The following is a 25700-nucleotide window of genomic DNA, read 5'->3' as shown; positions in this document are numbered from 1 at the left end:
CAGCTCCTTCTCAGTCCCGGGCGAGCGCCAGGGCGTGGCGGTTGGGGTTGGTCGGGTCGTACAGGGCGGTTTCGAGGGCTTCGAGGGTGAACTGGTTGCCCTGTGCCATGCCGCGGGTGGTGGCGAAGTCGGCGGAGCGCTTCTGGCAGCGGTCGGTGATCGGCCGCTCCCAGCGCTCCCACGCGTGCAGCGCCTCCGCGATCCCGCTCCGCTCGGCCTCGGTGGCGGCGACGGCGAGGGTGTAGGCGTTGGCCATCGCGCAGCCGGCGCCCTGGGCGAGCGCCGGGCACATGGCGTGTGCGGCGTCGCCCACCAGGGCGACGACGCCGCGGGTCCACTCCGGGAGGAAGGTCGTCTGGTAGCCGTAGTACCGCGGATCGGACGCGGCGTGCGCGTGGCGCAGCACCGGGGCGAGGTCCGGGAACGTGCCCGTCCACAGGCCGAGGTCGATGGGGGTGCGCGTGGCCTGCTCGTCGGCGCGCGGGGCGCCGAGCGCGATGTACAGCTCGCGCTCGTTGCAGGGCACGTACAGCACCCGCAGGTAGCGGGGCTCCAGGTTCCAGAAGTCGATGACGTTGTCCCACTCGTCCTCGCCTCCCAGTTCCTCCTTGGAGCGCGGCACGAGAAAGCGGAAGATGCCGTCCTGGGACTTCCAGCGCTCCTGCTCGAAGCCGGCGGAGTCCCGGACCGGGGAGCGTACGCCGTCGGCGCCCACCACCAGGTCGGCGGTGAGGACTTCGCCGGAGGCGAGGGTGAGGCCGCCCCGGGGGTCGGCGGCGACGACCTCGGAGCCCGTGCGGATCTCCACTCCCGCCCGCAGCGCCGTCTCCAGCAGCACCTTGTGCAGGTGCGGGCGGGTCATGGTGCGCCAGGGCATGCCGCCGAAGTCCTCGTGCGAGACGCTGAGGTGCTGGCGTCGCGTCTCGTACCAGGGCGGGGTCATCGAATCGGCCATCACCCCGTCGTAGGCGTCGATGGCCTTGAGGACCTTGAGGCTGTTGTGCCACAGGACGATGCCGGCGCCCTGCTCGCGCAGGTGCGCGCCCTTCTCGTGGACCCGTACCGTCCAGCCGCGCTGGGCGAGCGCGGTGGCCGCGGTCAGGCCCGCGAAGCCGGCACCGGCGATCTCCGCGTGGCGTCCGTTCTTCTCAACCGTGGTGGTCATTGCGTCGCTTTCCATGAGTCCGCCGCCCGATGGGACGGACGGACCGGACCGGGGATCAGGAGCCGTCCTTGTGGTTCTCGAGGAAGGTCGCGTCGTACACGTCCGAGGCGGCGGGGGGGCCGCCGCGCAGGGCACCCTGCTCGGCGAGGGTGTCGATGGTCGACTGCCACATGGCCTCGTCCATGGCGCCGATGCCCTGCTCCTCGGTGAGGTCGCTGGTGAAGGTGTGGTCGATGTCGGCCTGGAGCTGACGCTCGAAGAGGTCGGCGCTGTCGGCCAGTTCGGGGGAGGTCTCGCTCAGCAGCGTGGCCGTCTCGGCCGGGTGGTCGATGACGTACTGGAACGCCCGCAGGTAGGCGTCGGTGAAGCGCTGCACGAGGTCCGGGTCGTTCGCGATCAGGTCGTCGGTGGTGAACAGGCCGGAGCCGTAGACCTCGTAGCCGTGGTCGGAGCCGAGCAGCACGTCGAGCGAGCCCTCGCCGCCCGCGGCGTCCTCCAGCGTGGGCACCTCGGCGTCGATGTAGCAGGGGACGGTGTCGACCCGGCCCTGAATCAGGTAGTTCTCGTACGGCGGGGTGACGCTGGCCTCCTCCAGTTCATCCCGTTCGATTCCGTTGGCGGCCAGCAGCGTCTCGTAGAAGATGAAGGTCGAGCCGGCCGAGTGGATTCCGGCGGTCAGGCCACGCAGGTCGTCGATGTCCTGGAGCCGCACCTTGTCCCTGACCGAGCACATGGCGAGCGGGGAGGACTGGTTGACCGCCACCAGCGCCTTCACGGGCACGTTCTGGGAGCGGGCGGTGACGAGCGACGGCAGGTCGGCGAAGCCGAAGTCCGCGCCGCCGTCACCGACGAGCCGCAGGGCGTCCGGAGAGCCGGTGCCGGTTCTGATGTCCTCGACGTCGATGCCTTCGTCCTCGAAATAGCCGAGCTCGTCGGCGACGTAGAACATGCCGTGGTTTCCGCGGAGCTGGTAGTCGAGTTGCACGGTGACGGTGTCGAGACCGCCGGCGTCACCTCCGCCGTTATCGTCGTCCGAGCCGCAGGCGGTGAGCAGCAGTGCCACGGAGACCGCACCAGCGAACAGGGCGGTGGGTTTTCTCGCGGGGAGGCGCATGGGAACTCCTTGCTGGCAAGGGTGGCGGTTGGCGGTAGCGGGATGTCACTTGTCGGCGGCCGTGATGTGCGGGAACCGCTTCCCCAGGACGAATTCGAAGAGGGAGAGGCCGTAGTAGAGGATCAGTCCGAGCAGGGAGACGCCGGTCAACGCCGCGAACATGAGCGGCGTGTCGAGCTGGGTGGAGGCGAACTGGATGAGATAGCCCAGCCCGTCCGACGCGCCGGCGAACTCCGCGACCACGGCACCGATGACCGCCAGGGTGATGGCGATGCGCATTCCGGCGAAAAGGTAGGGAAGGGAGGTGGGAATCTGCACCTTGAGGAGAATCTGGTTCCGGCTGGAGCCCACAGACCGCATGAGCATCAGCAGGTCCTGGTCGACGGCCCGGAGGCCGACGATCATGTTGAGGGTGATCGGGAAGAAAGCGATCACCACGATGAGGAGCAGTTTGGGCGCGAGCTCGTAGCCGAACCAGAGGATGAAGATGGGCGCGAGTGCCACCTTGGGCACCACCTGGAAAAGCACGATGAGCGGATAGAGGGCGCGGTCGAGCCAGGAGAAGCGGACGATGAGCACCGCAAGCAGGGCTCCCACGGCGAGACTGAGCAGAAAGCCGTACAGGATCTCCTCGGTGGTCACCCAGGCCGCGTCGAGCAGCATGTCCTTGGAGCGTTCCGTCTCGGCCAGGATCTCGCTGGGCTTGGCGAGCGTGAACTCGGAAACGTCGAAGACCTCGACCCACAGCTCCCACACCACGCAGGCACCGACGATGACGGCCATGCTGGGCCAGGACCGGTGCCACCAGGAACGGACCGCGCCACGGCGCCGGCCGCCGATGGTGGGGGTCGTCTTCCTCCGTGCGGTCTCCTCTGCGAGCGTCATCGTCAGACCGTCGCTTTCGGTTCGAGTTGTTCGCGCAGCCGGGAGGTGTAGACGCCGAACCGCTGGTCGGCGAAGACCTCCCGGTTGCGGGGCCGGGGCAGGGCGACCTCCAGCGTGTCGATGACACGGCCGGGGTTGGCGCCCATCACATGCACGGTGTCGGAGAGGAAGACCGCTTCGGGAATCGAGTGCGTGACGAAGACGACGGTCTTTCCGGTCGCCGCCCAGATCTCGGCGAGCTTTTCGTTCATCACGTCGCGGGTGATGGCGTCCAGGGCGCCGAAGGGCTCATCCATGAGCAGAATGGCGGGGTCCATGGCAAGGGCGCGGGCGATGGACACCCGCTGGGCCATGCCACCGGACAGCTCGTGCGGGAGTTTGTCGCGGGCGGCGAGGAGTCCGACCATCTCAAGCGCTCGCTCGGCGGCGCTCGCCGCCTGAGAGGCGCGCTCGCCGGCGGCGATCTGCCGGAGCATCGCGGCGTTCTGAAGGGCGGTTTTCCAGGGCAGTAGGGATGGCTTCTGGGGAACGAGACCGATCCGCCGCTCCTTTACGGCTTCGGCGGCTGGACGGTTGCCGATGAACGCCTCTCCCGAGGTGGGGGAGAGAATCCCGCCAAGTATCTTGAGGAGGGTGCTCTTCCCGCAGCCGGAAGGGCCGAGCAGGGTGACGAAGCTGCCGGGGTCGATCTTGATGTTGAGGTTCTCCAGAACGGTCTGCTCCTGGCCCCGGTGCGTGAACCGCATCGCGATACTCTGCGCCGAAATCCCCATGGATTCCATGCCAAACTCCTCTCCCCCGCACGGGGTAGCACCGGACGGCTGGAAGATCGGCTTATTATCTTCTGATAACTGCTTATCAGGCAAGCTAGGCGCACCTCGCGAACCCCGTCAACCCTCGTGCGCCAGCTTTTCCCGCGGCGTTTCACTCCGGAAATGGTTCACCAGTTCGAATCGCTTTCCGCATCTCGCGCGCGGCCGGCCTCAAGCTTCGCGAATTCCCCTATGGGGCAGGCGGGTTGGTGTGGTGGCGTTGTGGCGTTGTGCGTCGAACCCGACCGGCGGCCGGCTCGCGCACCCCTCAACCACCTCGGCTAGGCGGTCACCCTCAACCCGATGGACAACGCAGCCTGACCCCACGCGTCAGTAGGCCCGGCAGCCTCACAGCTGCCGGGCTCACCAGCACGCCCACACTCCATCCGGGCCGGGGTTCCGCGTCCGGTCAGGCGGGGGCCTCTCCGAAGTCGGGGATCTCCAGCCGGGCGCCACCCTGGAGGGCGGACTGGTGGGCGACAACCCCGGGCAGGGTGTAGCGGGCGGCGACCCAGGCATTGACCGGAGGGAGGGAGCCGGTGGTGACGGCCCTCACGAAGTCGTCGGCCAGGAAGTGGTGACTGCCCTCGTGACCGTTGGGGGCATGGGCGAACTCGCGCGGCAGCCGGGAGCGGTCGTGGACCGGCGCCGTTCCGGACGCGAAGGCGTCCCGCAGGGCCGGGTCGATGTGGGCCAGCGAGGGGTCGTCCGGGGAGAGAGTGGCCGTGGGGCGCAGATGCTCGGTGATGTCCTCCACGCGCTCCTTGTCCTGCCAGACGCTGACCGTCGCGAGCTGCTCCAGGCTCCGCTCGGTTCCGAAGAACCGGAATCGCGATTCCCGTATCCAGGAGGGATATCCGACCCTGCGGAACTCGTTGGTGCGGAAGGAGCCGCCGTCGGCCGCCTCGAACAGCGCGGTGGCGTTGGAGAAGTCGTTGCCGAACTGGCTGATCGCCCGGTCGAAGACCCCGTCCCCGCGGTCGTCGACGACCCCGATCGCGCTCACGCTCGTGGCGTGGGTCTGCCAGGCGCCCAGTATTCCGCCGAGGGAGTGGGTCGGATACAGCAGCGGCGGGTAACTGGCCGTGGCCTTCCAGTTCTCGCCGCCGCTGTACCGGTAGGCCTCGTAGAAGCCGAGGTCCATGTCGTGGACGTAGTCGCCCTCGGCATAGAAGAGCCGGCCGAAGGCGCCCTCGGCGGCCCGCTGGCGGGCGTAGACGACTGCCGGGTTGTAGTGGCTGGTCTCGCCCATCATGTACGTCAGCCCCGTCTCCTTCACCGCCTCGACGATGGCCGCTATCTCCTCCTCGGTGATGGCCATCGGCACCGCCGAGTAGACGTGCTTGCCCGCGCGCAGCGCCTGGACGACGAGCGGGCCGTGCGTCCAGCGCTGGGTGAAGATCGCGACCGCGTCAACGGCCGAGTCCAGCATGGCCTCGTACGACGGGAGGGTCCCGGCGAGATCGTGGTCGGCGGCGAGCCGCGCGGCCCGCTCCGGCAGCAGGTCGGTGGCCAGAATGTCACCCACGCCAGGGTGCAGTCGCCACAGCTTGGCGAACGATCCGGCGAACTGCCCGCACCCGACGATGCCCAGAGAGAACACTTCAAGACTCCTCACCGCGGACTGCCCGCCCGCGTCATCGCACCGCACACAGAACCGGCGGCCGACGGCAGCCGGTGCGACACCACATGCGACGATAGGAGCCTAGGAACCGCGAAGTCTTCATCGATGAGAGCGAGGATTTCTTGGATCCTCAGATCCCGTCGTCGATCGAACCGTCACGCCTCACCGGCTGGGCCGGCGAGCCCGTGCTCATGGACGCCGCCCATCAGCACGACGACCTGGAGATCAACCTCGTGGCCGAGGGCGGCACGATGCTCTACCTGTTCGGCGGGGTGCCGGTCGAGGTCGGCCCGGGAAGCGTGGCCGCGTTCTGGGCCGCCGTGCCTCACCAACTCGTCGCGAACACAGCGACGCGCGTCCACTGGATCTACGTGCCCTTCGCCGAATTCCTGCGCTGGGGGCTGCCCGACCCTCTCGTCAGCCGCCTCTTGTCCGGCACACCACTGGTCTCCGCGCCATCGGCCGCTGCGGCGGCCGATCCGGCGAACTTCGCCCAGTGGGCCGGCGATCTGGCCAGCGGCCAGCCCGAACGCCACCGGATCGCCATGCTCGAAGTCGAGGCCCGGGTACGCCGGCTCGCCCTGGCCACGCTTGGCGAACCGGTGCGCCACTACACCGGAGGCGCCCCCGCGCTGCGCCAGGTCATCGCCATGGTGCAGCACATCGCCGAACACTTCCGCGAGCCTGTCACCGTCGCCGACATCGCCGCGGCGGCACAGTTGCACCCCAGCTACGCGATGGCCCAGTTCCGCAAGGTCGTACACACCACGGTCGGCGACTACCTCACGCGGTGCCGCCTGGCCGAGGCCCGCCGCCTGCTGGTCACCACGGACCTGCCGATCGCCCACGTGGCATCGGTGTCCGGCTTCGGCTCGGTCAGCCGCTTCTACACCGCGTTCACCTCCGCGTGCGGCGTACCACCGGCCAGGTTCCGGCGAGAACATCTGCACAGTGGGCTGCGCTGAGCCGTCAGAGCCGTCAGAGCCGTCAGAGCGACTCAGGCTCCGGAGGGCCGGTAATGACGGCGGTGATGCGGGTGCCCGCCGGCAGCGTCTCGGTGCCGGCCAGGTCGTAGACGGCGTGCAGCAGCTTCGCCACGTAGCGGCGCTCTGTGCGGAGGCCGTGCCTGTCCTCGAAGTCCGCCGCGAACGCCTCGAGGTCCGCCGGGACGCGGCCGTAGCCGCCGCCGTGGTGGGCGTGGTCGATGTGCCAGTTCTCGAAACGGCGAGCCCATCCCCGCGAGTGGAGGCGCGCCACCTCGCCGTCCAGATAGGTCGCGCCCCGCAGCACGGCTATGCCCAGGGCCCGGGCCCCCGGGGGCAGACCCGCGGCAATCCCGGCGAGGGTGCCGCCCGTGCCGACGGCGCAGCACACCACGTCGCGGGGCCCCAGATCGTGCAGCTCCGCGGCGACCTCGGCCGCGCCCCGGGCCGCCAGCACGTTGGACCCGCCTTCGGGGAGCACGTAGCAGCGGCCCCACTCGGCCGCGAGGCGCCGGCGGGTGACCTGATCGTCCAGGCTGCCCAGAATGCGGCGGTAGGAGGCCCGGTCCACGAAGGTCAGTGCCATGCCGTGGTCCTCGGCCTGCCTCAGGGACCAGTTGCGCGGCGCACGGGCCAGTTCGTCGCCGCGGATGACGCCCACGCTGGACAGCCCGCAGGCGGCCGCCGCCGCGGCGACGGCGCGGACGTGGTTGGAGTAGGCGCCGCCGAAGGTGAGCAGCCGGGAATGCCCTTCGGCGAGGGCCACCCGCAGGTTCGGGATGAGCTTGCGCCACTTGTTCCCCGGCACCAGCGGATGGATGACGTCGTCCCGCTTCAGCCGCACCTCCACTCCCGCTCGATCCAGACGCGGATCGGACAGCGGCATCACGGGTGACGGCAGCAGTGCGGCAGGTATCACCCGTACAAGTGTACGAAGATCGCGGCGCGTGCGTCAGGCAACCCGGTACATCGTTGCATCATCGCGCCGCCGAGGGAGCGCGAGCCGGATCAGCTCCGCCATGCCCTCGTCCGAGTGGATGATCCCGTGGTCGTAGGCGTCGTCGTCGTCGAGTACCTGGTCCTGGTGGACCGTGCGGCCCCTCCGGCAGGTGGACGGGGCCGGTATCCCGGACTCGCCGGGCCCCAGCCACGCCGGTGGCCTGACGCAGCGCGTCGGCCGGGCCGGCCCTGTCCACGGCGACGTGGGCGAGGCGGGGTGCTGGGGCTCTCTGGACTTCCCCACCGGCGCTCACCTCGTTCCCCAGACCTGCTCTTGTTCCCCACCCTGCGAGGTGGCCGATGTCCGTGAAGCTGTGACTGGCGGCGGACTGCAACGTGGCAGCCGGCCCGGCCGGTGTCATCTGCCCGGTCCATGCAGTGGGCGTATCGACGGCACACCCCACGTAACCTCTTCCCCGTGCCAGCCTCCCGCCTGCATCGCGTCGCCGTCCTTGTGCTGGAGGGTGCGAAGCCGCTCGATGTCGGAATTCCTGCGCAGGTTTTCACTACTCGCGCGAGCATGCCGTACGAGGTGCGGGTGTGCGGTGCGGCCCCCGGTCTCGTGACCGGCGGCGACGGCCTGTCGTACGACGTCGCCCACGGCCTCGACGCGCTTGCGTGGGCCGGCATCGTCTTCGTCCCCGGCTACCGGTTCCCGGACCGCGACGACCCGCCGCAGGCCGTTGTCGACGCCCTGATCGCCGCTCACGATCGGGGCGCGCGGCTCGCCGCCATCTCGACGGGTGCCTTCGCGCTCGCCGCCACGGGCCTGCTCGACGGCAAGCGCGCCACGACGCACTGGCATTACACGCGGGCGCTTGCGGCGCAGCATCCGCTCGTTCAGGTCGACGAGAACGTGCTGTTCGTCGACGAGGGCAGCGTGCTGACGTCGGCCGGCGCCGCCTCGGGCATCGACCTGTGCCTGCACATTCTGCGCGGCGACCTCGGAGTGGCCGCGTCGAACCATGCGGCCCGACGCCTGGTCGCGGCCCCCTACCGCAGCGGTGGTCAGGCGCAGTACGTGCCGCGCAGCGTGCCCGAGCCGCTCGGCGAGCGGTTCGCCGCCACCCGCGAGTGGGCACTTCACCGGCTCGGCGAACCCTTCACCCTCGAGGCGCTCGCCCGGCATGCCGCGGTGTCGCCGCGCACGTTCTCGCGGCGCTTCGTCGAGGACACGGGATACACGCCGATGCAGTGGGTCATGCGTGCCCGTATCGACCTGGCCCGCGAACTGCTCGAGCGTTCGGAGCGGACCGTCGAGCAGATCGCCGCCGACGTCGGTCTGGGCACAGGCGCCAATCTGAGGCGGCACTTCCAGCGCATCCTCGGCACGACGCCGAGCGAGTACCGGCGCACCTTCACCCGGGGCGAGTAGCCCGCTGCCACGTGGCGAGAACCTTTTGAACCGTGGCGATCACGCCGCTGTCGCGGGCGGACGCAGCGCGCGACATTGAGGGCGAACCGAAGGGACACGACTCATGACTCGCATCGCCATCAACGGATTCGGCCGCATCGGCCGCAACGTGCTGCGCGCGCTGCTCGAGCGCGACAGTGCCCTCGAGGTCGTCGCCGTCAACGACCTCACGGAGCCCGGCTCCCTCGCGCGGCTGCTCGCCTACGACACGACGGCCGGCCGGCTCGGTCGCCCGGTGACCGTTGACGGGGACGCCCTCGTCGTCGACGGCCGTCGCATCATGGTGCTCGCCGAGCGCGAACCGGCGCAGCTGCCGTGGGCCGAACTCGGCGTCGACATCGTGCTCGAGGCGACCGGCCGCTTCACGTCGGCCAAGGCCGCCCGTGCCCACCTCGACGCGGGCACGAAGAAGGTGCTCGTCAGCGCGCCGTCGGACGGCGCCGACGTCACGCTGGCGTTCGGGGTCAACACCGACGCCTACGACCCAGCCGTGCACACGATCATCTCGAACGCCTCGTGCACGACCAACGCCCTTGCGCCGCTGGCCGCGGTGCTCGACGAACTCGCCGGCATCGAGCACGGCTTCATGACGACGGTGCACGCCTACACGCAGGAGCAGAACCTGCAGGACGGTCCGCACCGCGACGCCCGCCGGGCCCGTGCCGCCGCTGTCAACATCGTGCCGACCACGACGGGCGCCGCCAAGGCGATCGGCCTCGTCCTGCCGAACCTCGACGGCAAGCTGTCGGGCGACTCGATCCGCGTGCCGGTTCCGGTCGGCTCGATCGTCGAACTCAACACGACCGTCGCCCGCGACGTGACGCGCGACGACGTGCTGGCGGCGTACCGCGCCGCGGCCGAAGGGCCGCTCGCCGGCATCCTCGAGTACTCGAACGACCCGCTCGTGTCGTCCGACATCACGGGCAATCCCGCCTCGTCGATCTTCGACTCGGCCCTCACCCGCGTCGACGGCCGCCACGTCAAGGTGGTCGCCTGGTACGACAACGAGTGGGGCTTCTCGAACCGCGTGATCGACACGCTCGAGCTCCTCGCCACCCGCTGACCGGACGCCGGGGCGGTACCCCACCTCGGGCGACCGCGCCGCCCAGCACCTCCTGTTAGCGCTCTGGTTGGCCGGTCGGGCCAACCAGAGCGCACGGTCACAGAAGCGGGGCCGCCCGGCCTCCGGGGACGCAGGAGCCCACCAGCCCCCTCCGGTCCAACCACTCGCGCAGGGCCTTACAGGGACGTCCGCGAAAATGCGCCAGCTCGGCCAGGGCCACCTCCAGGATGCGCCGTCCGAGCAGTCCAACGCCACCAGCCCGGCCCTCCTGGGTGGGAGCCGGCCCACCTCAGAGGCCGTTGCCGGACGACGGGCCGAAGAACTCGATCTCCGCGACGGCGACCTGCTTGTCCGGAGCCGCCCCATGGGCCGACACGATGGTGAGGCGGACGCTGGTGACGCCGTCTGCACGGAAGTCCAGGCGCTGGCCGCCGGCGCCCTGGTCGAGGGTGAGCTCACGGGTCGTGGCCGAGCCGTCCTCCGTGGTGATCCGGGCCTCGATGCGGTGCGGCAGGGCCGACTCGGCGATCTCGTCGGCGCGCGTGGAGACGCCGGGCGTGATGACCAGGTCGAGGAGCCTGGCGGGCTGTTCGAAGCGGGCCTCCACCCACTCGCCCTCGCCGGACTGGGTGACCCCGGGACCCCACCATGTGTCGTTGAGCTTGTCGAAGGCCAGCCGGGCAGCGTGGTCCGGGTACGAGTTGGACGCGCGGACGTCCTCCGGGTCTACGGGGGCACGCTTGGCGAAGTGGTCGCGGGTCGCCCGCACGCCATCGGGGATGTGGACGGCGATGAGGATCAGCAGCGTCAGGACCAGCGCCGCGACCACCCACCTGAGGATGTGCTCGAAGGTGCGGCGCAGCCGGGGGCGGTCGCCCGCCCACGGCGCCTCGCGGTTGCGGCGGTCCAGCATCCGCCGCCACCAGGGACGGCGGCCCGGCGCCGCCTGCTCGTCCCCGGTCATGGGCATGGCGCAGCGGGCGCAGTAGTGCCGGTCGGGGCGATTGGAGGTGGCGCACCAGGGACAGGGCACGCCGGCGTCGACGCCGGGCTCCTCGACCACGTCCTGGGCGGGCGGGCGTGCTGGGGCGGGGCGGCCCGGCAGGACGGGGCTGACGGGCGGCGGAGCGGCGGGGTCCACCGGCTCGGCGACCGGGACCACGAGCCGGCGCGCCCGGTCGGACATCGCGTCCCCGGGGGCGACGGCACGCATCTGGACGGTGGCGTCCGTTTCGTTCTCGGGCGGGGCGGAGCCGCGGTCGCCAGCGGACGCGGCGGGCGGAACGGTGCCGGCGGCGCCAGGGGCCTGGGGCGGGGGCGCCTGACCGGGAGCACCGGGGGCGGCGTCCGGATGAGGGCGGGCATCCCCCTGCGGGGACGCCGACGCCGACTCCGGCTCCGCGTTGTCCGGGCCCGCGCCGTCCGGCGGCGAGTCGGGCACGCTCGTGCCGACGGGGCGAGGGGAAGTGTCCCAGCCGGAGCCGCCGGAGGAGCTGCCCGTGGACGCGCCGGCGCTGCCGGGACCCGGAGCACCGGCCCACGCCTGATCGGTCCCGCCGTGAGCTCCCGATCGGGCGCCCGCCTGGTCCGTCCAGCTGAGCACGGCCCCGCACGCGTCGCAGAACGACTGGCCCGGTTCCGCGCGGGTGCCGCACTCGGCACAGTTCTGGGTGGTCATGTCTCCGGGATCCTTTCGAGGGCGGTCACCTGGACCGTGTACGGCATGTGGGCAGGGCGGGCGGCCGCCACGAGGGTGTCCAGGCGGTGCTCGTCCGTGGTGGTCGGGACCGGCAGCCGCAGGTGGACGTGGAGGCGCGGCCGGGGCCGGCCGGGGACGGGTGCGAACGGGCGGGCGCTCCAGGCCGCGCCGCCGCTCTCGCTGATCTCCGGTTCCACGCCGAACGCCAGCCGCACCGCCTCCGACAGGCCACGCCGGGTGCCGCGTATCCGGTGCAGGTACGCGGCGGCGGCGACGGCCGCGCGCAGCCGGCGTTCCGGCTCCGTGCCATCGATCTCGGCGCCGACCCAGCTGCCGAGCCACTGCGAGAAGTCCAGCGGCGCCAGGGCGGGTCCGAAGTACGCGTCCAGGCAGTCGAGGACGTTCAGGATCGGCGCCAGGACCTCGTCGAGCCCGGCGACGAAGCGCTGCGCCAGGTCGTCGTCGGCGAAGACGGCCGGCAGCGTCGTGCCGATCGGCGCGGAGGATCCGAGGCCGTCGACGGAGCCCCTCACCGGCCCTCCGCCCCGTCTCCGACCACCCGCACCCGGTGGTCGAAGGAGAACACCAGCGACGACGGGTCGAGATTGATGCGGTCCGTGGCCTCGCCGCGTCTGCGGGTCAGCGGGTCGGCCGGATGCAGGACCACCTCGTCGACCAGTTCCACCCCCGGCACCCGCTGGAGCACCGCGAAGACCTCGCCCGCCTGCACCGGGCGCCCGAACGGCCAGCCCGTCCCCTGCCCGCCGCCGGTGAGCGGGTCGAGGTGGCCGTAGAGCGCGTCGTGGGCCTCGCGGCGTACCCGGTCGGTGTCGACGCCACGGAAGGCGTGCACGGTCGCCACCACCGTGACGCCCTGGTAGTGCGGCGGCCCCACCGCCAATCGCGTCCCGATCAGCCGCCGTTCGTCGAGGTGGCGGGTGATGCGGCTCAGCAGGGCGTCACCCGGCACGAGTTGCTCGAAGCGCAGCCGCCCGCCCGGGTCCGGCACTGCCTGCGGCACCACAAGGACCCGTACGGCATGGGCCCCGTACTCGTTCTCCTCTCCCTCGAGGCAGGTGATGCGCGCCGTCTCGGGGGCGGCTCGCCGGGTCAGCTCCTCGTAGTCGCGCAGGGTCACGGCGCGTTCCTGGGCGCGCAGCGTGATCGGCGCCCGGACCTTGGCCTCCTTGACCGTCTCGCCGTCGACGCCGCCGCGCGCGGCCTCCCGGTTGACGACCTCGGAGACGTACGGGATGGAGGTGCGCAGCACCTGCACGGCGCCGCGCGCCACGTTGCCCGCGCGCCCGCCGCCGGTGCGGTAGCTCAGGGCACGGATGACCGCGCCCTTGGGGGCGACCATCCCGTACTGCCGCAGCGTGCCGTCGGGTTCGCGGACGGCGGGCCCGAAGGCGATCTCGCCGGTCGTCGCGTCGAGGGTGACGTGGCGGTCGCCCGGTCCCGAGGCCGCGAAGTGCGGGACGACATCCCAGTCGACCCACCCGTCGTCCTCGGCGGTCTGCAGCAGCAGCGGCGGTTCACCGGCCGAGGGGCCGACCACGGGCGCGTTGGCGAGCCGCAGGCGCTGTCCCGGCAGGCCGGAGCACTCGCCGAGCGCCTCGTCGTGGACGGTCTCGGCGTGGACGGCCGGCGTGGTGCCGCCGATCGTGAACGCCTCGGCGGCGCGCACGGTCGGCGAGGTGGTGTAGAACGGCTGGCCCGCCACGGGTTCGGTGACCCGGCAACGCAGCCACCCCGCCTGCTGACCGCCGCTGCGGGAGGGCACGTGCCCGCCGGGGACGTGCAGGACCACGGCCCCCGGCCGGTTGAGGCCGCCCGTGCCGTCCCGGTCGACCTCGCACTCCTGCCAGCCGTTCTCGGTCCACGCCTCCCACACCAGCGGCGGCTGCCGGGGGTCCACGCCGACGCCGTCGACGCGGCTGTCCAGCTCCAGCGCCACCGCGCAGTGCGGCACGGCGTCGGTCAGCCCGATGAGCATGCAGTCGCCGGGGGTCGGCGACTCGGCGAAGCACATCAGGTCCTTACCCTCGGCGAGGTCGGCGGTCCGGTCGGTGACCGCCTCGCCCCGGTGCCGCACGACCAGATACCTCAACTCGCAGGGCACGACCGTCAGGCCCCGCTCGGTGGCGAAGACGACCGCCTCCTCGCTCTCCGTTCGCACGGTGGCGACCTCGGTGCCGGCCGGCACCGCTATCGGCTCCTCCTGCGGCGCCGACAGCCAGAACGTGACGTCCGTGCGGGCCGCGGTGGGCGGGAAGAGGGTGATGCCGACGAGGTCGAGAAAGGCCAGGTGGTTCTTCTCCGGCACGCGGTTGAGCCGGTAGACGATCTGGTCGGCCATGTGGGCGACGGCCTCGACGAGCGTGACACCCGGGTCGGAGACGTTGTGGTCGGTCCACTCCGGGGCGCGCTGCTGGATGTAGCGCTTGGCGTCGTCGACGAACTGCTGGAAGCGGCGGTCGTCGAGGTTCGGGGAGGGCAGGGCCATCGGAGGTCGCTTTCAGTTGCTTTCTTCAGCCGTGCCGGAGAGGTCTTCCGGCTCGTCGTGGGACGGGATGACGTAGAACGGGAAGACGAGGCTGCGCGGGTTGTTGGTGCCGCGGATCGAGTAGTGGACGTCGATGTACAGCACGCTCTGGTCGTCCTCGGCGGTGACCTCGACGTCGTGGACCTCGATACGCGGCTCCCAGCGGTCGAGGCTCGTGTACACGTCGTACTGGATGCGGCCCGCGGTCTGCTCGTTGACCGGGGCGAACACCAGGTCGTGGATGGCGCAGCCGAACTCGGGGCGCATCGGCCGCTCGCCCGGCGCGGTGGCCAGGACCAGCCGCATCGCCTCCTCGATCTCCCGCTCCCCGCTGACCAGGGCGACGCCGCCGGTCGGCGAGAGCCGCAGCGGGAACGACCATCCGGAACCGACGAACTGTTCGGACATCAGATCACCGGCGTGTTGTTGATCTTGGGCGGGACCACAGTGGTGATCCCCTTCAGCGAGATCGTGGGCGCTGTCAGCGACATCACGCCCCCCACATTCGCCGAGAACGCACCCACCGAGTTCACCGAGAACGGGCCCGCCGCGTTCATCGAGATCGGGCCCGCGAGCGATCTGAGGCTGATGTAGCCGCGGCTTCGGAGCTCGAGAAACTGTCCGTCGAGGGTCAGCTTGCGCCGCGCGCTCAGGTTGAGGTCGGTGCCGGCCTCCACCGACACCGACCGGCCGCCCGTGATGCTGACCGTGCCCTTGCTGTCCACGGTGATCTCGGTGTTCGTGCGATCGAGGAAGATCTTCAGCTGGTCGTTGCCGGTGGCGAGTCTGACCCCCTTCGTGCCGGCGCGGCCGCTCGTCGGGCTGAGCAGGTCGAGCCGGTTGCCCGTACGGTCGGAGAGGGTGTGCCGGGCCGCCCGCCTCCGCATCCCGCTGTACAGCGGCTCTGTGACCGGGGTCGGGTCGTCCCTGCCGTTGTACAGCCCGCCGATGACGAAGGGGTGGTCGAGGGCACCCCGGTCGAAGCCCACCAGCACCTCGTCACCGACGTCCATCGGGAAGATCCCGCCGCCGCGCTTGCCGCCCCACTGCACCACCCGCGCCCAGTCGCTGACGTACCGGTCGTCCAGCCACGGGAACTCCAGCTTCACCCGCCCCTGCTTGAGCGGGTCCCGCACGTCGGTGACGAGCGCGTTCGCCACGCTGGGCAGCCGCGCCTCGGTGTCGGCCGCGCCGCCGCCGCCCGAGGTGAGTCCGTACAGCGAACGCCACTGGCGCCCGCTGACGGTCACCCATGACTCGTAGTGGTCGCCGTTGCCGAAGACGTGCCGGACGGAGGTGACGGTGTACTTGCCCTCGAACGGCTTGCCCACGTTGCTGAGCGCCACCGGGATGCCCGCCCGCAGCTTCGGCTTGCCGCGCACGACGATCTCCAGCTCGGCGAAGGACGAGGTGACGTCGTCGGCGAACGCCTTGGCGGCCTGCTGGACCTCCTTGTCCTTGTCGTACGGGGTCCGCGTCTCGACCAGCGTGGCGGGCTTGAGCTTCTTGGTCGCCTCGCGCGAGGTACTGCCGATGCTGATGCCGTCGTTGGCGGCGATGGTCTTGGTGGCGGTGATCGCCTTCTTCGTGGTGACGTTCCAGCCGCGCGACTCGACCTTCTTGACCTGGTCGGCGGCGGTGACCGAGGCTTGCAGCCGCAGGATGTCGTCGCCGCCCCGGAGCAGGGCGGGGTTGGTGTCGCTCTGCGAGGTCGGCGAGGGCGCGCCCGACGCCTTCTTGCCCTTGACGAACTGCAACTTCCCGCGCGCGTCGATGGACATGTCCATCTCGCAGTCGTCGGCGAGCCGCGCGAGGAAGTCCCAGTCCGTGACGCCGGACTGGCTGATGAACTCGTACGGGCTGCCCGTCGGGTCGATCTGGCCGATGGGCACGCCGTCCTGGACGGCCAGCTTGCGGACGATGCTGGCGGCCGTCTGGTTCTTGTACGCGACCACCCGGCGCTGCCGCATCAGGCGGAACCCGCTGTCGTAGCCGCGAATGACAGCCGAGGAGCCCGCGCCCTTGTCGAATTCTGCCTCCAGGGCGGTGACCTCGCCGGTCAGCAGCGGATCCGCGGCGCCCTTCCCCCCGGCCACCGGGGCGATCACCACCTCGGAGCCGAACTCGACCTTCAGCAGGTCGAAGACCTCCCGCCTCGGGTCCTGGAAGGTGAGCTGGAACGCGGCGGGCACCCCGATGCCCTGGTCGACCGAGCCCTCGACGAGCAGCCGGCCAACCTCGTCTGACAGCTTGTTGCCGCCGATGGTGATCTCCATGACGCTGGAGAAGGTGACCTGCCCGGCCTGCCCGCCCATCAGGCACTCACCTCCTCGGCGGCCGGCAGCACCAGTTCCGCGCCGGTCGGCACGGCGGCCGGGTCGTCGATGTCGTTGGCCTCGGCGATCGCCCGCCACGCCGCGGCGTCGCCGTACTCGTTCCAGGCCAGCGACTGGAGCGAGTCGCCCGCGACGAACCGGTGGACGCGCCGCGCGGTCAGCGCGCCGGACGTCGGGTTCTGACGCTTGGTCTTGCTGGGGATCTCCTGCAGGCTCAGCTGGCAGGTGGCGCGGATCGGCACGCCGCTGGTGCCGAAGAGGGTGTAGTTCGCCGCGACGGAGGTGACGTACGCGGTGAAGCGCGCCGTGGAGAAGGAGCCCCACTGGAAGACGACCCACGGCGGCGACGGCTGCTTGCCGGCGGAGCTCTTGGCGGTCGTCTCGCAGCAGGCCAACAGCGCCTCCACCTTCTTGAGCACCGTGTTGCGGGTGGGCTTGTCGGAGGAGTCCAGGAAGATCTCCAGGGACATCTCGGCCGGTTCCTGACCCATGAACTCCGGCAGCGAGCCGTCGCGTACGGCCACGGTCGGGGTGACCTTCCAGTTGGCGCGGCGGGAGAGGGACAGCTGCACCGGGTTGAAGTCGAACTTGAACGTCTTGATGAGCCCGCCCGGGGTGGTGCTGTAGCCGGACGGGGGTTCGTGAATGGCGAGCGTGGCGCGGACGAGACTCTTGCCGGCGCCCTTGCGTCCCTTGGCCATGGCTGCGGTCCTGTTTCCTTGAGCTTCCTTGAACTTCCTTGAACTTCCTTGATCCTTCAGGTCTTCTCAGTCCGTGAATCCGTGGTGGGCGATCTCCAGGACCTCCGTGGCCACGGCCGGGTTGGCCGGGTTGAGTGAGGGCCCCTGCCAGCTGACCGGCAGCACGTCGATCAGCCCCCAGCGGGCGACTTCGGACCCGTCCGCCCGCAGAGCCGTGATCTGCGCGGTGGGCCGCGTGATCCCGGTCTGGAGGGAGGAGATCCACCGGGCGACCTTCGCGGTGTCCGGGGTGAGGGGGCGGGTCAGCCGGATGTTGGAGAACGTGACGCGGGTCGGCAGCTGCCAGACGAAGCCGTTGCTGCCGCCCTCCTGACGCTGCTCGATCTCCACCTGGGACGACAGTCCTTCGCACTCGTTGAAGTGGCCCAGGCTCTCGCCGTCGATGCTGAGGGTGAAGAAGACCGAGGTGCCCGGGTCGAGTTCCTGGGGCATCGAGGGTGGACCTTTCCGTCGTGTCGGTGGTGGGCGCTGGGGCGGGTCAACGGATCAACGGCGGGTGTCGCGCAGCCTTCCGATCCGTTCGCGGTCGAGGCGGAGTTCGGCGCGCAGCAGGCGGGTGATGCGGCCGATGAGCCGGTGGGCGAGTTCGTCGAGTTGGGCGCCGGTGAGCTCATCGACGCTGAAGCTCACGCGGTTGAGGCGTGGGATGAGTCGTTTGACGAGCTTTTCGAGCTGTGCCTCGGAGAGCTCAAGGGGCGGGGAGGCGTCGGGCTCCACCCCCTGGCGGGACTGCCTGGCAGATCCTCCCGTGGAGGGGCGCGAGGCGGCGGGTGAAGCGGGCGGAGGGGCGACCGCCTCGCGGCGCTGGATGGTGGGCGCGGGCGCCGGGGTGCCGGCGGGGACGGTGGAGGCGCGCCTGGCCGCGCGCTGCACAGGCGCGGGGAACGCGACTAGGGCCGGTGCGGAGGCTGGTGTGGGGGCTGGTGTTGGAGCCGATGCGGGGCTCGGGGTCGGGCTCGGGGTGGACCCGGCGGCGATGCCCGGCTGACGGGGGGTGGCCAGGGCAAGCCCGGTGACCGGAACGGACGGCGCGGCGGAGGCCGTTCGCGAGGTGGGGCGGCGCAGGGGCACGGCGCCGGCGTTCGTCCGGCGACGCTGCACCGCGACGGGAGCAGCGGCGGGAGCAGCGGCGGGTGGCGCGGAAGCGAGCGCGCGGGAAGGAAACGAGGGGCCGCCCGGGGACACGGGTCGCGCCCCGGTCGCCGGTTCGGGCGCCCTGCTGCCCAGCGCAGCGGGCGTCGACACGTGGGATGCCGCGTGGGATTCCGGGGCGCGCCGCACGGCGGGTGGCGCGGCGGGTACGGCACCGGGCGCGGTCGCGCGCTGCACCGGCGCCGGGAGGCCGCCACGGACGGGAGCCTCGGCGAGGGGCGTGCCGCCTGCGGGCGGTGCGGAGAGGGGAGCGCCGAGGCCCAGACGGTGAGAGCTGGGCTCGGCAGCGCGTTCGGTTGGGCGTCCGGCATCCCGCGCGGCCTGTGCCTGTGCCTGTGCCCGGACTGGTGCCGCCGATCGCGGGCTCACCGCCCGAGGGCTCGACGGTGACGGGCCACCGGACGCGGGCGATGCGGCCGCCGGTTCCGGAGGGGAAACGGGAGGAAGGGGAGACGACGCGGCGCTGCGTTGCACGACGGGAGGTGTGGACGGCGAACGCCGGGCTGGTGCGTCGGCGGGCGCAGCGGCGGGCGGCAGGGGCCTGGCCACCGGGGCCCCCAGTCCCAGCCGGCCCGGACGGCGCGGGGTGCTTCGCCGCACCGCTGGAGGTCCCGGCGGGGCGGCGGCCGGCGGGGGCGGGGGCGGGGAGGTGCTCGGGCGGCCGGGGTCAGCTGCCAAACGCTGGAGGGGGGTGCTTGGGGAGCCGCCAGGGCCGTCGGTATCGGCGGAACCGGCGGACCCACCGGGAGCGTCGCCCGGCGTCCTTGAGGTCGCTGGAAGGGAAGCGGCGACGGGTGTCCCGGAAGGCCTACGCGCGGGAGGCACGGAATCGGCCGCCGAGCGCTGGACGGCGGTGCGTGGGGAGGACCCGGTGGGCCTGTCGGTAACGGGGGACCCGGCAGACCCACCGGGAGCGTCGCCCGGCGTCGGTGAGGTCGGTGAGGTCGCTGGACGGGAGGGAGGGACGGGCGTCCCTGCCCGCGTACGCGCCGGAGGTGCGGGAGGCAGGGAAGGTGCGCGAGTCGCGGAACCGGCCGCCGAACGCTGGACGGTGACATCACGGCCGCGTGCGACGCCCTTCGCGTCCGCCGGGGTCGCGGGCGCGGCACGACCGACCGGATCGTTGGATGTGACCGAAGGCGTGCCCGTCCCGGGCCGCTGCGGAGACCGCGAAGCGGGGGCTCCTCCCGTTCCGCCGGTGGTGCGGCCGGTGTCTGAGCTGCCGTCATGGATCGCGGGGATCGCGGGTGGGGTGGCTCGCCGTTGCACGGAGCCGGTCGCCGGACGTGGCCGGGCAGCGGGCGCCGTACGGTCCGGAGCCGCCGGAGCCGCCGGAGCCGCCGGGGCCGCCGAGGCCCTGGCGGAACGGGTGCCCGGGGCCGGGTCCGGCGTGGGACGGGCGGGCGGCGAGGCGGATGGCTTCCTGCCCGTGGCCACAGCCCGCTGAACCACCGGAACGCCGGATGGCGGTGCCTTCCTGGTCCCGGGCGCCTCCCCGGCCCTCGAGGGCCTGGCAGGGCTGGCAGGGCTGGCAGGGCTGGGAGGGCTGGGAGGGCTGGGAGGCTTGGGAGAGCTGACAGAGCTGGGAGAGTCCGGCCCTGGCGCCGTACCGCCCGTCTCCCCCGGAGCCGGACCCACGGCGTCTCCGGCCCCGGCCGGTCGTGCGGGTTCCCCACCGCCCGAGGGGCCGGGTCGCGTGTCTCCGCCGGGCTTCGGTTCCCGCCGGACCGCCGTCGCCGGCAGGACCCGGCGCTGCACCACCGCCGGGTCAGGCGCCGCCCTCGTCAGGGAGCGCGGCAGCGGCGCGGGCGGGGGCGCGGGTGTGACGCGCAGCCCCGATGCCCTGGACGGCGCGGTCGCCGGGACGGTCAGGCGGCCCGGTCCGGCCGGGCCCGGCTGCCGCGTGGGCTGCGGCGTGGGCTGCGGCCCGACCACCGGCAGGGTGAACGAGGGCTGTTCCAGGCCGGCCATGGGGCGCCCATGCGCCGTGGGCGTGCCGCCGCCCGTCATGCCCACCGATGTCCCGTCGAGGACCGAGTGGGACCGCGTCCCCGCGAACGTCGGGTTCTGGAACGTCGCCAGCCGCCCGCTGAACCGCGAATCGGCGACCCCGCGCCCCGCGTCCAGCGCCCGCTGGATCGGCGGCATTCCCGCCCAGGCGGACGGCACCGCCCGGCCGCCGCCTGGCGGCGGCGCACCGGCGTCGGCGTCCTTCGCCGCGTCGGCGGCACCCGGCCGCCGCCCACCGCTCCTGAACCTGTCGAGGAATCCCACCCCTCAGCCCTCCGCCCCGGCACGCGTCACCAGGGACGCGATCTGCTCCGTGTAGCGGCGGCGGTCGTGGTGCTCCAGGTCCAGGATCTCGTCCATGCCCCAGTGGAAGTGGTAGGCGACGTACGCGATCTCCTCGTGCAGCCGGTCGGTCGCGTACGTCACGATTCCCCCAGGCGGCCCCCGCCGAGTTCCACCTCGAAGGGCGCGGAGCAATGGGGGCACTCCACCGAGGCGCGGGTGTGGCCCTCGGCGTTGACCTGACGGTAGAAGTCCTGGAGGAACGCCAGGTCGGAGGCGAACATGGCCTCCACGACGCCGTCGTGCACCTGCGGCAGCGTGCCCAGGCGGGTGATGACCCGCCCGAGCAGCACGACCGACAGGAACGCCGGGTTCTCCTGGACCCTGACGTCGCGCAGCGGGACGAGTTCGTCCCTCGCCGTCGCCAGCCGCATCACGCCGTCCTGATGGACCGTCCCCTGCTCGTCCACGTATCCGCGCGGCAGCTGGAAAGGGAACTCCGTCCGCAGCTGTCGCGGCGCACCGACCGCATCAGCCGCGGCGGCCGGGGGTGGAGCGGGGGCGGTTGGCTCCGCTCCACCCGCCGCCGCTCGGGGTGTGGCGGGCGCCGGAGCGAGCGCGGTCCCGCCCGCCCCCCTGGCAAGTGTCCGCTTCATCACTCGATGACCAGCTCTTCGAACACGATGGTCACGGTCTCGGTGAGGACGGCCGCCTCCCCCGCCTTCACGGTGCTCGTGTCGACCTTGCTGCACCAGGCGTTGCGCAGGTTGTACCGCTTCATCGGAGTCAGCTCGTAGTCCATCATGATGATCGACGCGTTCTTGCGCGCCTGGCTCATCTGGCCGGAGATCGACTGGTTGATCCACTCGGTGAAGGCCGACGACTCGGTCATGCCGCGCACGACGGTGCACTGCCCGTTCTTCTTCGTGCCCGGCAGGACCTTGATCGTCGGCCTGCCGTCGGCCGAGTTCTGCGGGCTCTCGATGGTGTCCTGCTCCATCGTGAGACCGCTCACCTCCTGGAGGTACTCGACCATGACGCCGTCGATCTGCAGGCCGAAGTTGTGTGATGTGAGGCTGTCAGCATCCTGGAGACTCATCTGCTCGCGATCCTTCTCTGGTTTGACGACTGACTGCTGTTCCCGGTCCGTGCGGAAGCCGGGTGACTAGTACTAGTCCTCCAGCTCCGCGCCACCGCTGGAGAGCTGAGCGAGCCGGAAGATCACGAACTCCGCCGGCTTGACCGGCGAGACGCCGATCTCGCAGATGACCCGGCCGAGATCGACGGACTCCGGCGGGTTGGACTCCTCGTCGCACTTGACGTAGAACGCCTGCTCGGGCTGGGCGCCGAAGAGGGCCCCACTGCGCCACTCGCCCACGAGGAAGGCCGAGACGTTGCGGCGGATGCGGGCCCACAGCGCGTGGTCGTTCGGCTCGAACACCACCCACTGCGTGCCGAGGAGAATGGACTCCTCCAGGTAGTTGAAGTACCGGCGGACGTTGAGGTAGCGCCAGGCCGGGTCGGAGGAGAGCGTGCGGGCGCCCCAGACGCGGATGCCGCGGCCCGGGAAGGCGCGGATGCAGTTGACGCCGATCGGGTTGAGCAGGTCCTGCTCGCCGCGGGTGATCTGGATCTCCAGGTCCACCGCGCCGCGCACCACCTCGTTGGCGGGCGCCTTGTGCACGCCGCGCTCGGCGTCGTTGCGGGCCCAGATGCCGGCCATGTGGCCGCTCGGCGGGACCATACGGGTCTGGCCGGTGGCCGGGTCGAAGGTCTTGATCCACGGGTAGTACAGGGCCGCGTACTTGGAGTCGTAGCCGGCCGTCTCCTGGCGCCAGACACGGATCTGACGGGCGTTCAGGCCGGGGGGCGGGTCGATGACCGCGACGCGGTCGCCCATCAGCTCGCAGTGCGCGATCAGTCCGAGCTGGACCGCCTTGACCTCCTCCAGGTCGATCGCGCCGCGCTGGTAGGCGGCCATCAGGTCGGGCACGGCGACCATGGAGATCTCGTCGACGGCCTCCAGACCGCCGAAGCCGGTGCGGTCGGCGGAGTCGCCGAGGTACTGGTCAGGGCCGGGCTGCTGCTCCACGGCGTTCTCGCCGGGCGCGGCGGGCGCGGGCGCCGGGGCGGGCGCCGGGGCGGGCAGCGCCACGGTCTGGTTGTCGGGGCGGGCGAGCTGCGCGTTGGGCGCGTCCTCGGCCACGGCGATGAGCTTGGAGCGCTCCTTGACCTGGTTGACGACGTAGGTGCGGCTGCCCTTCTTGGCGCTGACGTTGAAGCTCTCGACGGTCTTGTCGCCGTCCTTCACGATCAGCTTGAAACGCTCGGCGGGCCCGTCGCCCTCGGGGTCGGCCACCTCGACGGTCAGCGGGCCGCTGCTCCCGGCCGCGATCGCTGTCACCGTGAAGGTGCCGAGCTGCTGCGGCTGGCCCGCCGGCAGCGCGGCCGGCTGGCCGCTGCCGTTGCCGCTGATCGCGGCGGCCCCGGGACCGCCGGAGGCATCGTCGGCGGAGCCGCCCACCCGGACGACGTACGCGGCCGTGCCGCCGTTGTTGAAGAAGCCGTAAACGGAGTGCGCGAGGTAGTACCCGCCGGTGAAGTCACCGAAGGCCGCGACGTACTGGGTCCAGTTGGTCACCAGCGTTGGCTCGTGCAGCGGGCCGCTGGGCGCGAGCCCGACGAAGGCCGCCACCGATGTGCCCACCCCCTCGATGGGGCGCGTGCCGCTGGCCACCTCCTCGACGTAGACGCCGGGCGATAGGTACGAGGGCATGCTGTGCTCTCCTCGCTCTCCTCGGAGTAAGGGACGGAACAGATCCCACCCTCACAAGCGCGGCACCCCCGCCGAAACGGCCGCAAGTCTCTGACTGGGGGCACAGTCCATGCCCACCGGGTGAAGCCCGCCTGCCCCGCGCGCCCGGACGCGCCCGCCGCCCGCCGCGGCGAGGCCGCATGCGGACGGGCCGGCGCCCGGCAGGGCGGTCGCGCTCAGGTACTCCCGGCCGCGCGGTCTGCCCCTCGGTCTCTGGCAAGGCGCCGTGCGGCGCCGCAAGGATGCGGTCGGCACATCCGACGACGGGCCCCGCACGACGGCCCTCTTCACAAGGTGAGCGCCCATGCACGCACGAGAGGACCAGCACGGCGGGCCAGCGGCCAAGCAGGCACGCCCGCCGGTGAAGGCACCGGCCCGCGCGGCCGGTCTCGCACCCCCGGGCGCTTCGGTGCCCACGCACCTGCTGACACTGCAGCGGCTGGCCGGCAACCAGGCCGTCACCCGCGCGCTGGAGGACCCCCGGCATGAGCACGGTGCGGGCCGCGGGCACGGCGAGGCATCGGTGCAGCGGTCGACCGACGCGCAGCCGACCCCGCGGCGACCGTCGTCGGTGTTCGACGCCTTGGGCTCTCCCTGGAGGCCGCTGGAGCCGCGCATCCGCCAGAACGCGGAGCAGGCGTACGGGATGAGCTTCGCCCACGTGCGGGTGCACACCGATCCGGTGGCGCAGCGGTCGGCGGTGGCGCTTGGGGCCCTTGCCTACACCAGCGGCCCGGACATCGTCGTGGGACCGCAGGGCGCGAACGACGAAACGATGTACCACGAGGTCGACCACGTCCACCAGCAGAGCCTGGGACCCGTGCCGGGCAGGGACAACGGATCAGGGGTGCGGGTCTCCCACGAGAACGACCCGTTCGAGCGCCGCTCCGCCGAGAACGGCCGGAAGATGGCCCGGGGGGACGCCCCCGAGCTGGGCATCCCCGGGGCCACTGACGCACTGGCGCCGGCGGCGGAGCCGGCGTACGTGCAGCGAACGCGGCGTGAGGAGGCAGTACAGCGGCACGTCCATGAGGCCGGCTGCGGACACGGCCTGCCCGTGCAGCGCGCCGGGGACGGCCGGCCGCCCGGCGTTCTGGTGAACGACCAGCGGCAGTTCGGCCCCGACGGGCTGATGGAGCCGAGGCGGGAGGACCAGGAGAACCTGGAGAGGGTCTTCCCCAGGGCCGAGGACGGCACCTTCGAACGGTTCCCCGACCCGGTGGCGGCGATTCGTCCCGTCGCGACCGGGGTCCGCGCCAGTCTCAGGAGGGTCGCCTCCAGCATGTCCCTGCGCGGTTCCCGGGATGCCGGGCGATCCAGCGATTCCGACGACGCGGAACCCGCGGAGTGGGTGCGAGCGATCAACCCGCGCCGGAAGGAAGGAGGAGACATGGGACCGTACCGCCGCAACTGCGGCGACGCGGTGCGCAGCTTCCTGGCCTCCTGGTCCGGCAACCCCACGGTGGCCGCGGGAATGCGGGGAGCGGGTGTCGAACCGGATGGCCCCAAGCAGACGGGGTACTGGGCAGCCGGGGCCGGGACCATGTACAAGGACCCGAGGACGTACACGGTGGTGGAAAACGCCACGGACGTCCAGGACGGATGGCAGGCGGTGCAGCGGCAACTGGAGAGCATGGAGCACGGCTCCTCGTGCATCGTGGTGTTCAAGCCCGCTAGTGCCAGGGTCTCCGAGGTGGACCACATGATCGCCGCCGTCAACCATCGCGGGAGGGTGGTTTGGGTGGACCCGCAGATGGGGCGGGTCAGCGGAAAGCCGATGTACGAGGGCAGCGGCGTCGTCACGATCACGCTCAGCCCTGCGTTCCTGGCGGTCGAGGCCACGCGGATGGATTCCCGTGGGGTGGTGCTGCCCGTGGGTTCCTAGCTCCGGTGAAGCGGCGTTCGGTACCTCCGGCCGCGTGGTCTGCCCCTCGGTCTCTGGCGAGCCCGCGCGCCTTCCGAAAAGGATGCGGCCAGGCACATCCGGTGAGTCCGCACGCCGACCCCTTTTCGTTCAGGTGGGAGCCCATGCACGCGCGCG

At 71.7% G+C, this 25700-nt stretch carries 23 protein-coding genes; 4 read left to right on the top strand and 19 right to left on the bottom strand.

The genetic code is table 11. The annotated features are described in order from the left end of the window. Positions 1-10: 10 nt before the first annotated feature. The 5 genes from ACTWQH_RS06170 to ACTWQH_RS06150 form a co-directional block, all read right to left on the bottom strand. A complete protein-coding gene (locus ACTWQH_RS06170) occupies positions 11-1165 on the bottom strand; it encodes an FAD-dependent oxidoreductase (RefSeq protein ID WP_443285311.1) in 1155 nt (384 codons plus the stop codon). A gap of 55 nt (positions 1166-1220) precedes the next feature. Then, positions 1221-2279, bottom strand: coding sequence for an ABC transporter substrate-binding protein (locus ACTWQH_RS06165; RefSeq protein ID WP_443285310.1), 1059 nt, complete (start codon positions 2277-2279; stop codon positions 1221-1223). Between the two features lie 45 nt (positions 2280-2324). After that, positions 2325-3164, bottom strand: a complete 840-nt coding sequence (locus tag ACTWQH_RS06160; protein ID WP_443285309.1) for an ABC transporter permease — start codon at positions 3162-3164, stop codon at positions 2325-2327. Positions 3165-3166: 2 nt separating this feature from the next. Continuing rightward, complete coding sequence (locus tag ACTWQH_RS06155; RefSeq protein WP_443285308.1) at positions 3167-3946, bottom strand: ABC transporter ATP-binding protein; 780 nt, start codon at positions 3944-3946, stop codon at positions 3167-3169. Positions 3947-4385: 439 nt separating this feature from the next. After that, positions 4386-5579: a Gfo/Idh/MocA family protein gene (locus ACTWQH_RS06150; RefSeq protein ID WP_443285307.1), complete on the bottom strand. Its 1194-nt coding sequence runs from the start codon at positions 5577-5579 to the stop codon at positions 4386-4388. A 143-nt stretch (positions 5580-5722) separates the two neighbouring features. On the opposite strand from ACTWQH_RS06150, the gene ACTWQH_RS06145 reads away from it, so the two are divergent. Then, the gene (locus ACTWQH_RS06145; protein ID WP_443285306.1) at positions 5723-6565 is read left to right on the top strand and encodes a helix-turn-helix domain-containing protein; all 843 of its coding nucleotides are present in this window, start codon (positions 5723-5725) and stop codon (positions 6563-6565) included. Between the two features lie 22 nt (positions 6566-6587). Here ACTWQH_RS06145 and ACTWQH_RS06140 read toward each other — a convergent pair whose 3' ends face one another. Then, complete coding sequence (locus tag ACTWQH_RS06140) at positions 6588-7502, bottom strand: 1-aminocyclopropane-1-carboxylate deaminase/D-cysteine desulfhydrase (RefSeq protein WP_443285305.1); 915 nt, start codon at positions 7500-7502, stop codon at positions 6588-6590. Positions 7503-7535: 33 nt separating this feature from the next. Beyond that, a complete protein-coding gene (locus ACTWQH_RS06135; RefSeq protein WP_443285304.1) occupies positions 7536-7826 on the bottom strand; it encodes a hypothetical protein in 291 nt (96 codons plus the stop codon). Between the two features lie 129 nt (positions 7827-7955). Here ACTWQH_RS06135 and ACTWQH_RS06130 point away from each other — a divergent pair, with 129 nt between their 5' ends. Together ACTWQH_RS06130 and gap are read left to right on the top strand one after the other, a co-directional pair. Further along, positions 7956-8957 carry a GlxA family transcriptional regulator gene (locus ACTWQH_RS06130; RefSeq protein WP_443285303.1) on the top strand — a complete coding sequence of 334 codons (1002 nt, stop codon included), beginning with the start codon at positions 7956-7958 and terminating at the stop codon, positions 8955-8957. 103 nt (positions 8958-9060) lie between these two features. Then, on the top strand, positions 9061-10059 hold the full coding sequence (gene gap, locus ACTWQH_RS06125) for a type I glyceraldehyde-3-phosphate dehydrogenase (protein ID WP_443285302.1): 999 nt from the start codon (positions 9061-9063) through the stop codon (positions 10057-10059). 289 nt (positions 10060-10348) lie between these two features. On the opposite strand, the gene ACTWQH_RS06120 is transcribed toward gap, so the two are convergent. The 12 genes from ACTWQH_RS06120 to ACTWQH_RS06065 form a co-directional block, all read right to left on the bottom strand. Beyond that, entirely contained in the window at positions 10349-11737 is a 1389-nt protein-coding gene (locus tag ACTWQH_RS06120; protein WP_443285301.1) for an NADase-type glycan-binding domain-containing protein, read from the bottom strand. Then, entirely contained in the window at positions 11734-12291 is a 558-nt protein-coding gene (locus tag ACTWQH_RS06115; protein WP_443285300.1) for a phage tail protein, read from the bottom strand. Before ACTWQH_RS06115 ends, ACTWQH_RS06120 begins: the two co-directional genes overlap by 4 nt. Then, positions 12288-14264 (bottom strand): putative baseplate assembly protein, encoded by a 1977-nt coding sequence (locus ACTWQH_RS06110; protein WP_443285299.1) that lies wholly within the window; start codon positions 14262-14264, stop codon positions 12288-12290. Before ACTWQH_RS06110 ends, ACTWQH_RS06115 begins: the two co-directional genes overlap by 4 nt. 12 nt (positions 14265-14276) lie before the next feature. Then, the gene (locus tag ACTWQH_RS06105) at positions 14277-14711 is read right to left on the bottom strand and encodes a GPW/gp25 family protein (RefSeq protein WP_443285298.1); all 435 of its coding nucleotides are present in this window, start codon (positions 14709-14711) and stop codon (positions 14277-14279) included. After that, complete coding sequence (locus ACTWQH_RS06100; RefSeq protein WP_443285297.1) at positions 14711-16618, bottom strand: VgrG-related protein; 1908 nt, start codon at positions 16616-16618, stop codon at positions 14711-14713. Before ACTWQH_RS06100 ends, ACTWQH_RS06105 begins: the two co-directional genes overlap by 1 nt. Beyond that, a complete protein-coding gene (locus tag ACTWQH_RS06095; RefSeq protein WP_443285296.1) occupies positions 16618-17340 on the bottom strand; it encodes a CIS tube protein in 723 nt (240 codons plus the stop codon). Before ACTWQH_RS06095 ends, ACTWQH_RS06100 begins: the two co-directional genes overlap by 1 nt. Before the next feature lie 66 nt (positions 17341-17406). After that, on the bottom strand, positions 17407-17832 hold the full coding sequence (locus tag ACTWQH_RS06090; protein ID WP_443285295.1) for a phage tail protein: 426 nt from the start codon (positions 17830-17832) through the stop codon (positions 17407-17409). A 54-nt stretch (positions 17833-17886) separates the two neighbouring features. Further along, on the bottom strand, positions 17887-18273 hold the full coding sequence (locus ACTWQH_RS06085; RefSeq protein WP_443285294.1) for a hypothetical protein: 387 nt from the start codon (positions 18271-18273) through the stop codon (positions 17887-17889). Positions 18274-20829: 2556 nt separating this feature from the next. Next, on the bottom strand, positions 20830-20988 hold the full coding sequence (locus ACTWQH_RS06080) for a DUF6760 family protein (RefSeq protein ID WP_443285293.1): 159 nt from the start codon (positions 20986-20988) through the stop codon (positions 20830-20832). Next, entirely contained in the window at positions 20985-21500 is a 516-nt protein-coding gene (locus ACTWQH_RS06075; RefSeq protein WP_443285292.1) for a hypothetical protein, read from the bottom strand. The genes ACTWQH_RS06080 and ACTWQH_RS06075 overlap by 4 nt, the downstream gene beginning before the upstream one ends. After that, entirely contained in the window at positions 21500-21943 is a 444-nt protein-coding gene (locus ACTWQH_RS06070) for a phage tail protein (RefSeq protein ID WP_443285291.1), read from the bottom strand. Before ACTWQH_RS06070 ends, ACTWQH_RS06075 begins: the two co-directional genes overlap by 1 nt. 72 nt (positions 21944-22015) lie before the next feature. Further along, positions 22016-23620, bottom strand: coding sequence for a phage tail sheath family protein (locus tag ACTWQH_RS06065; protein WP_443285290.1), 1605 nt, complete (start codon positions 23618-23620; stop codon positions 22016-22018). A gap of 343 nt (positions 23621-23963) precedes the next feature. Between ACTWQH_RS06065 and ACTWQH_RS06060 the strand changes: the two genes are divergently transcribed. Beyond that, positions 23964-25544 carry an eCIS core domain-containing protein gene (locus tag ACTWQH_RS06060; RefSeq protein WP_443285289.1) on the top strand — a complete coding sequence of 527 codons (1581 nt, stop codon included), beginning with the start codon at positions 23964-23966 and terminating at the stop codon, positions 25542-25544. The last annotated feature ends 156 nt before the right edge of the window (positions 25545-25700 follow it).

The organism is Streptomyces sp. 6N223 (genome assembly GCF_052246635.1).
Classification (GTDB): Bacteria; Actinomycetota; Actinomycetes; order Streptomycetales; family Streptomycetaceae; genus Streptomyces.
This window is presented reverse-complemented; position numbering and strand designations above follow the sequence as displayed.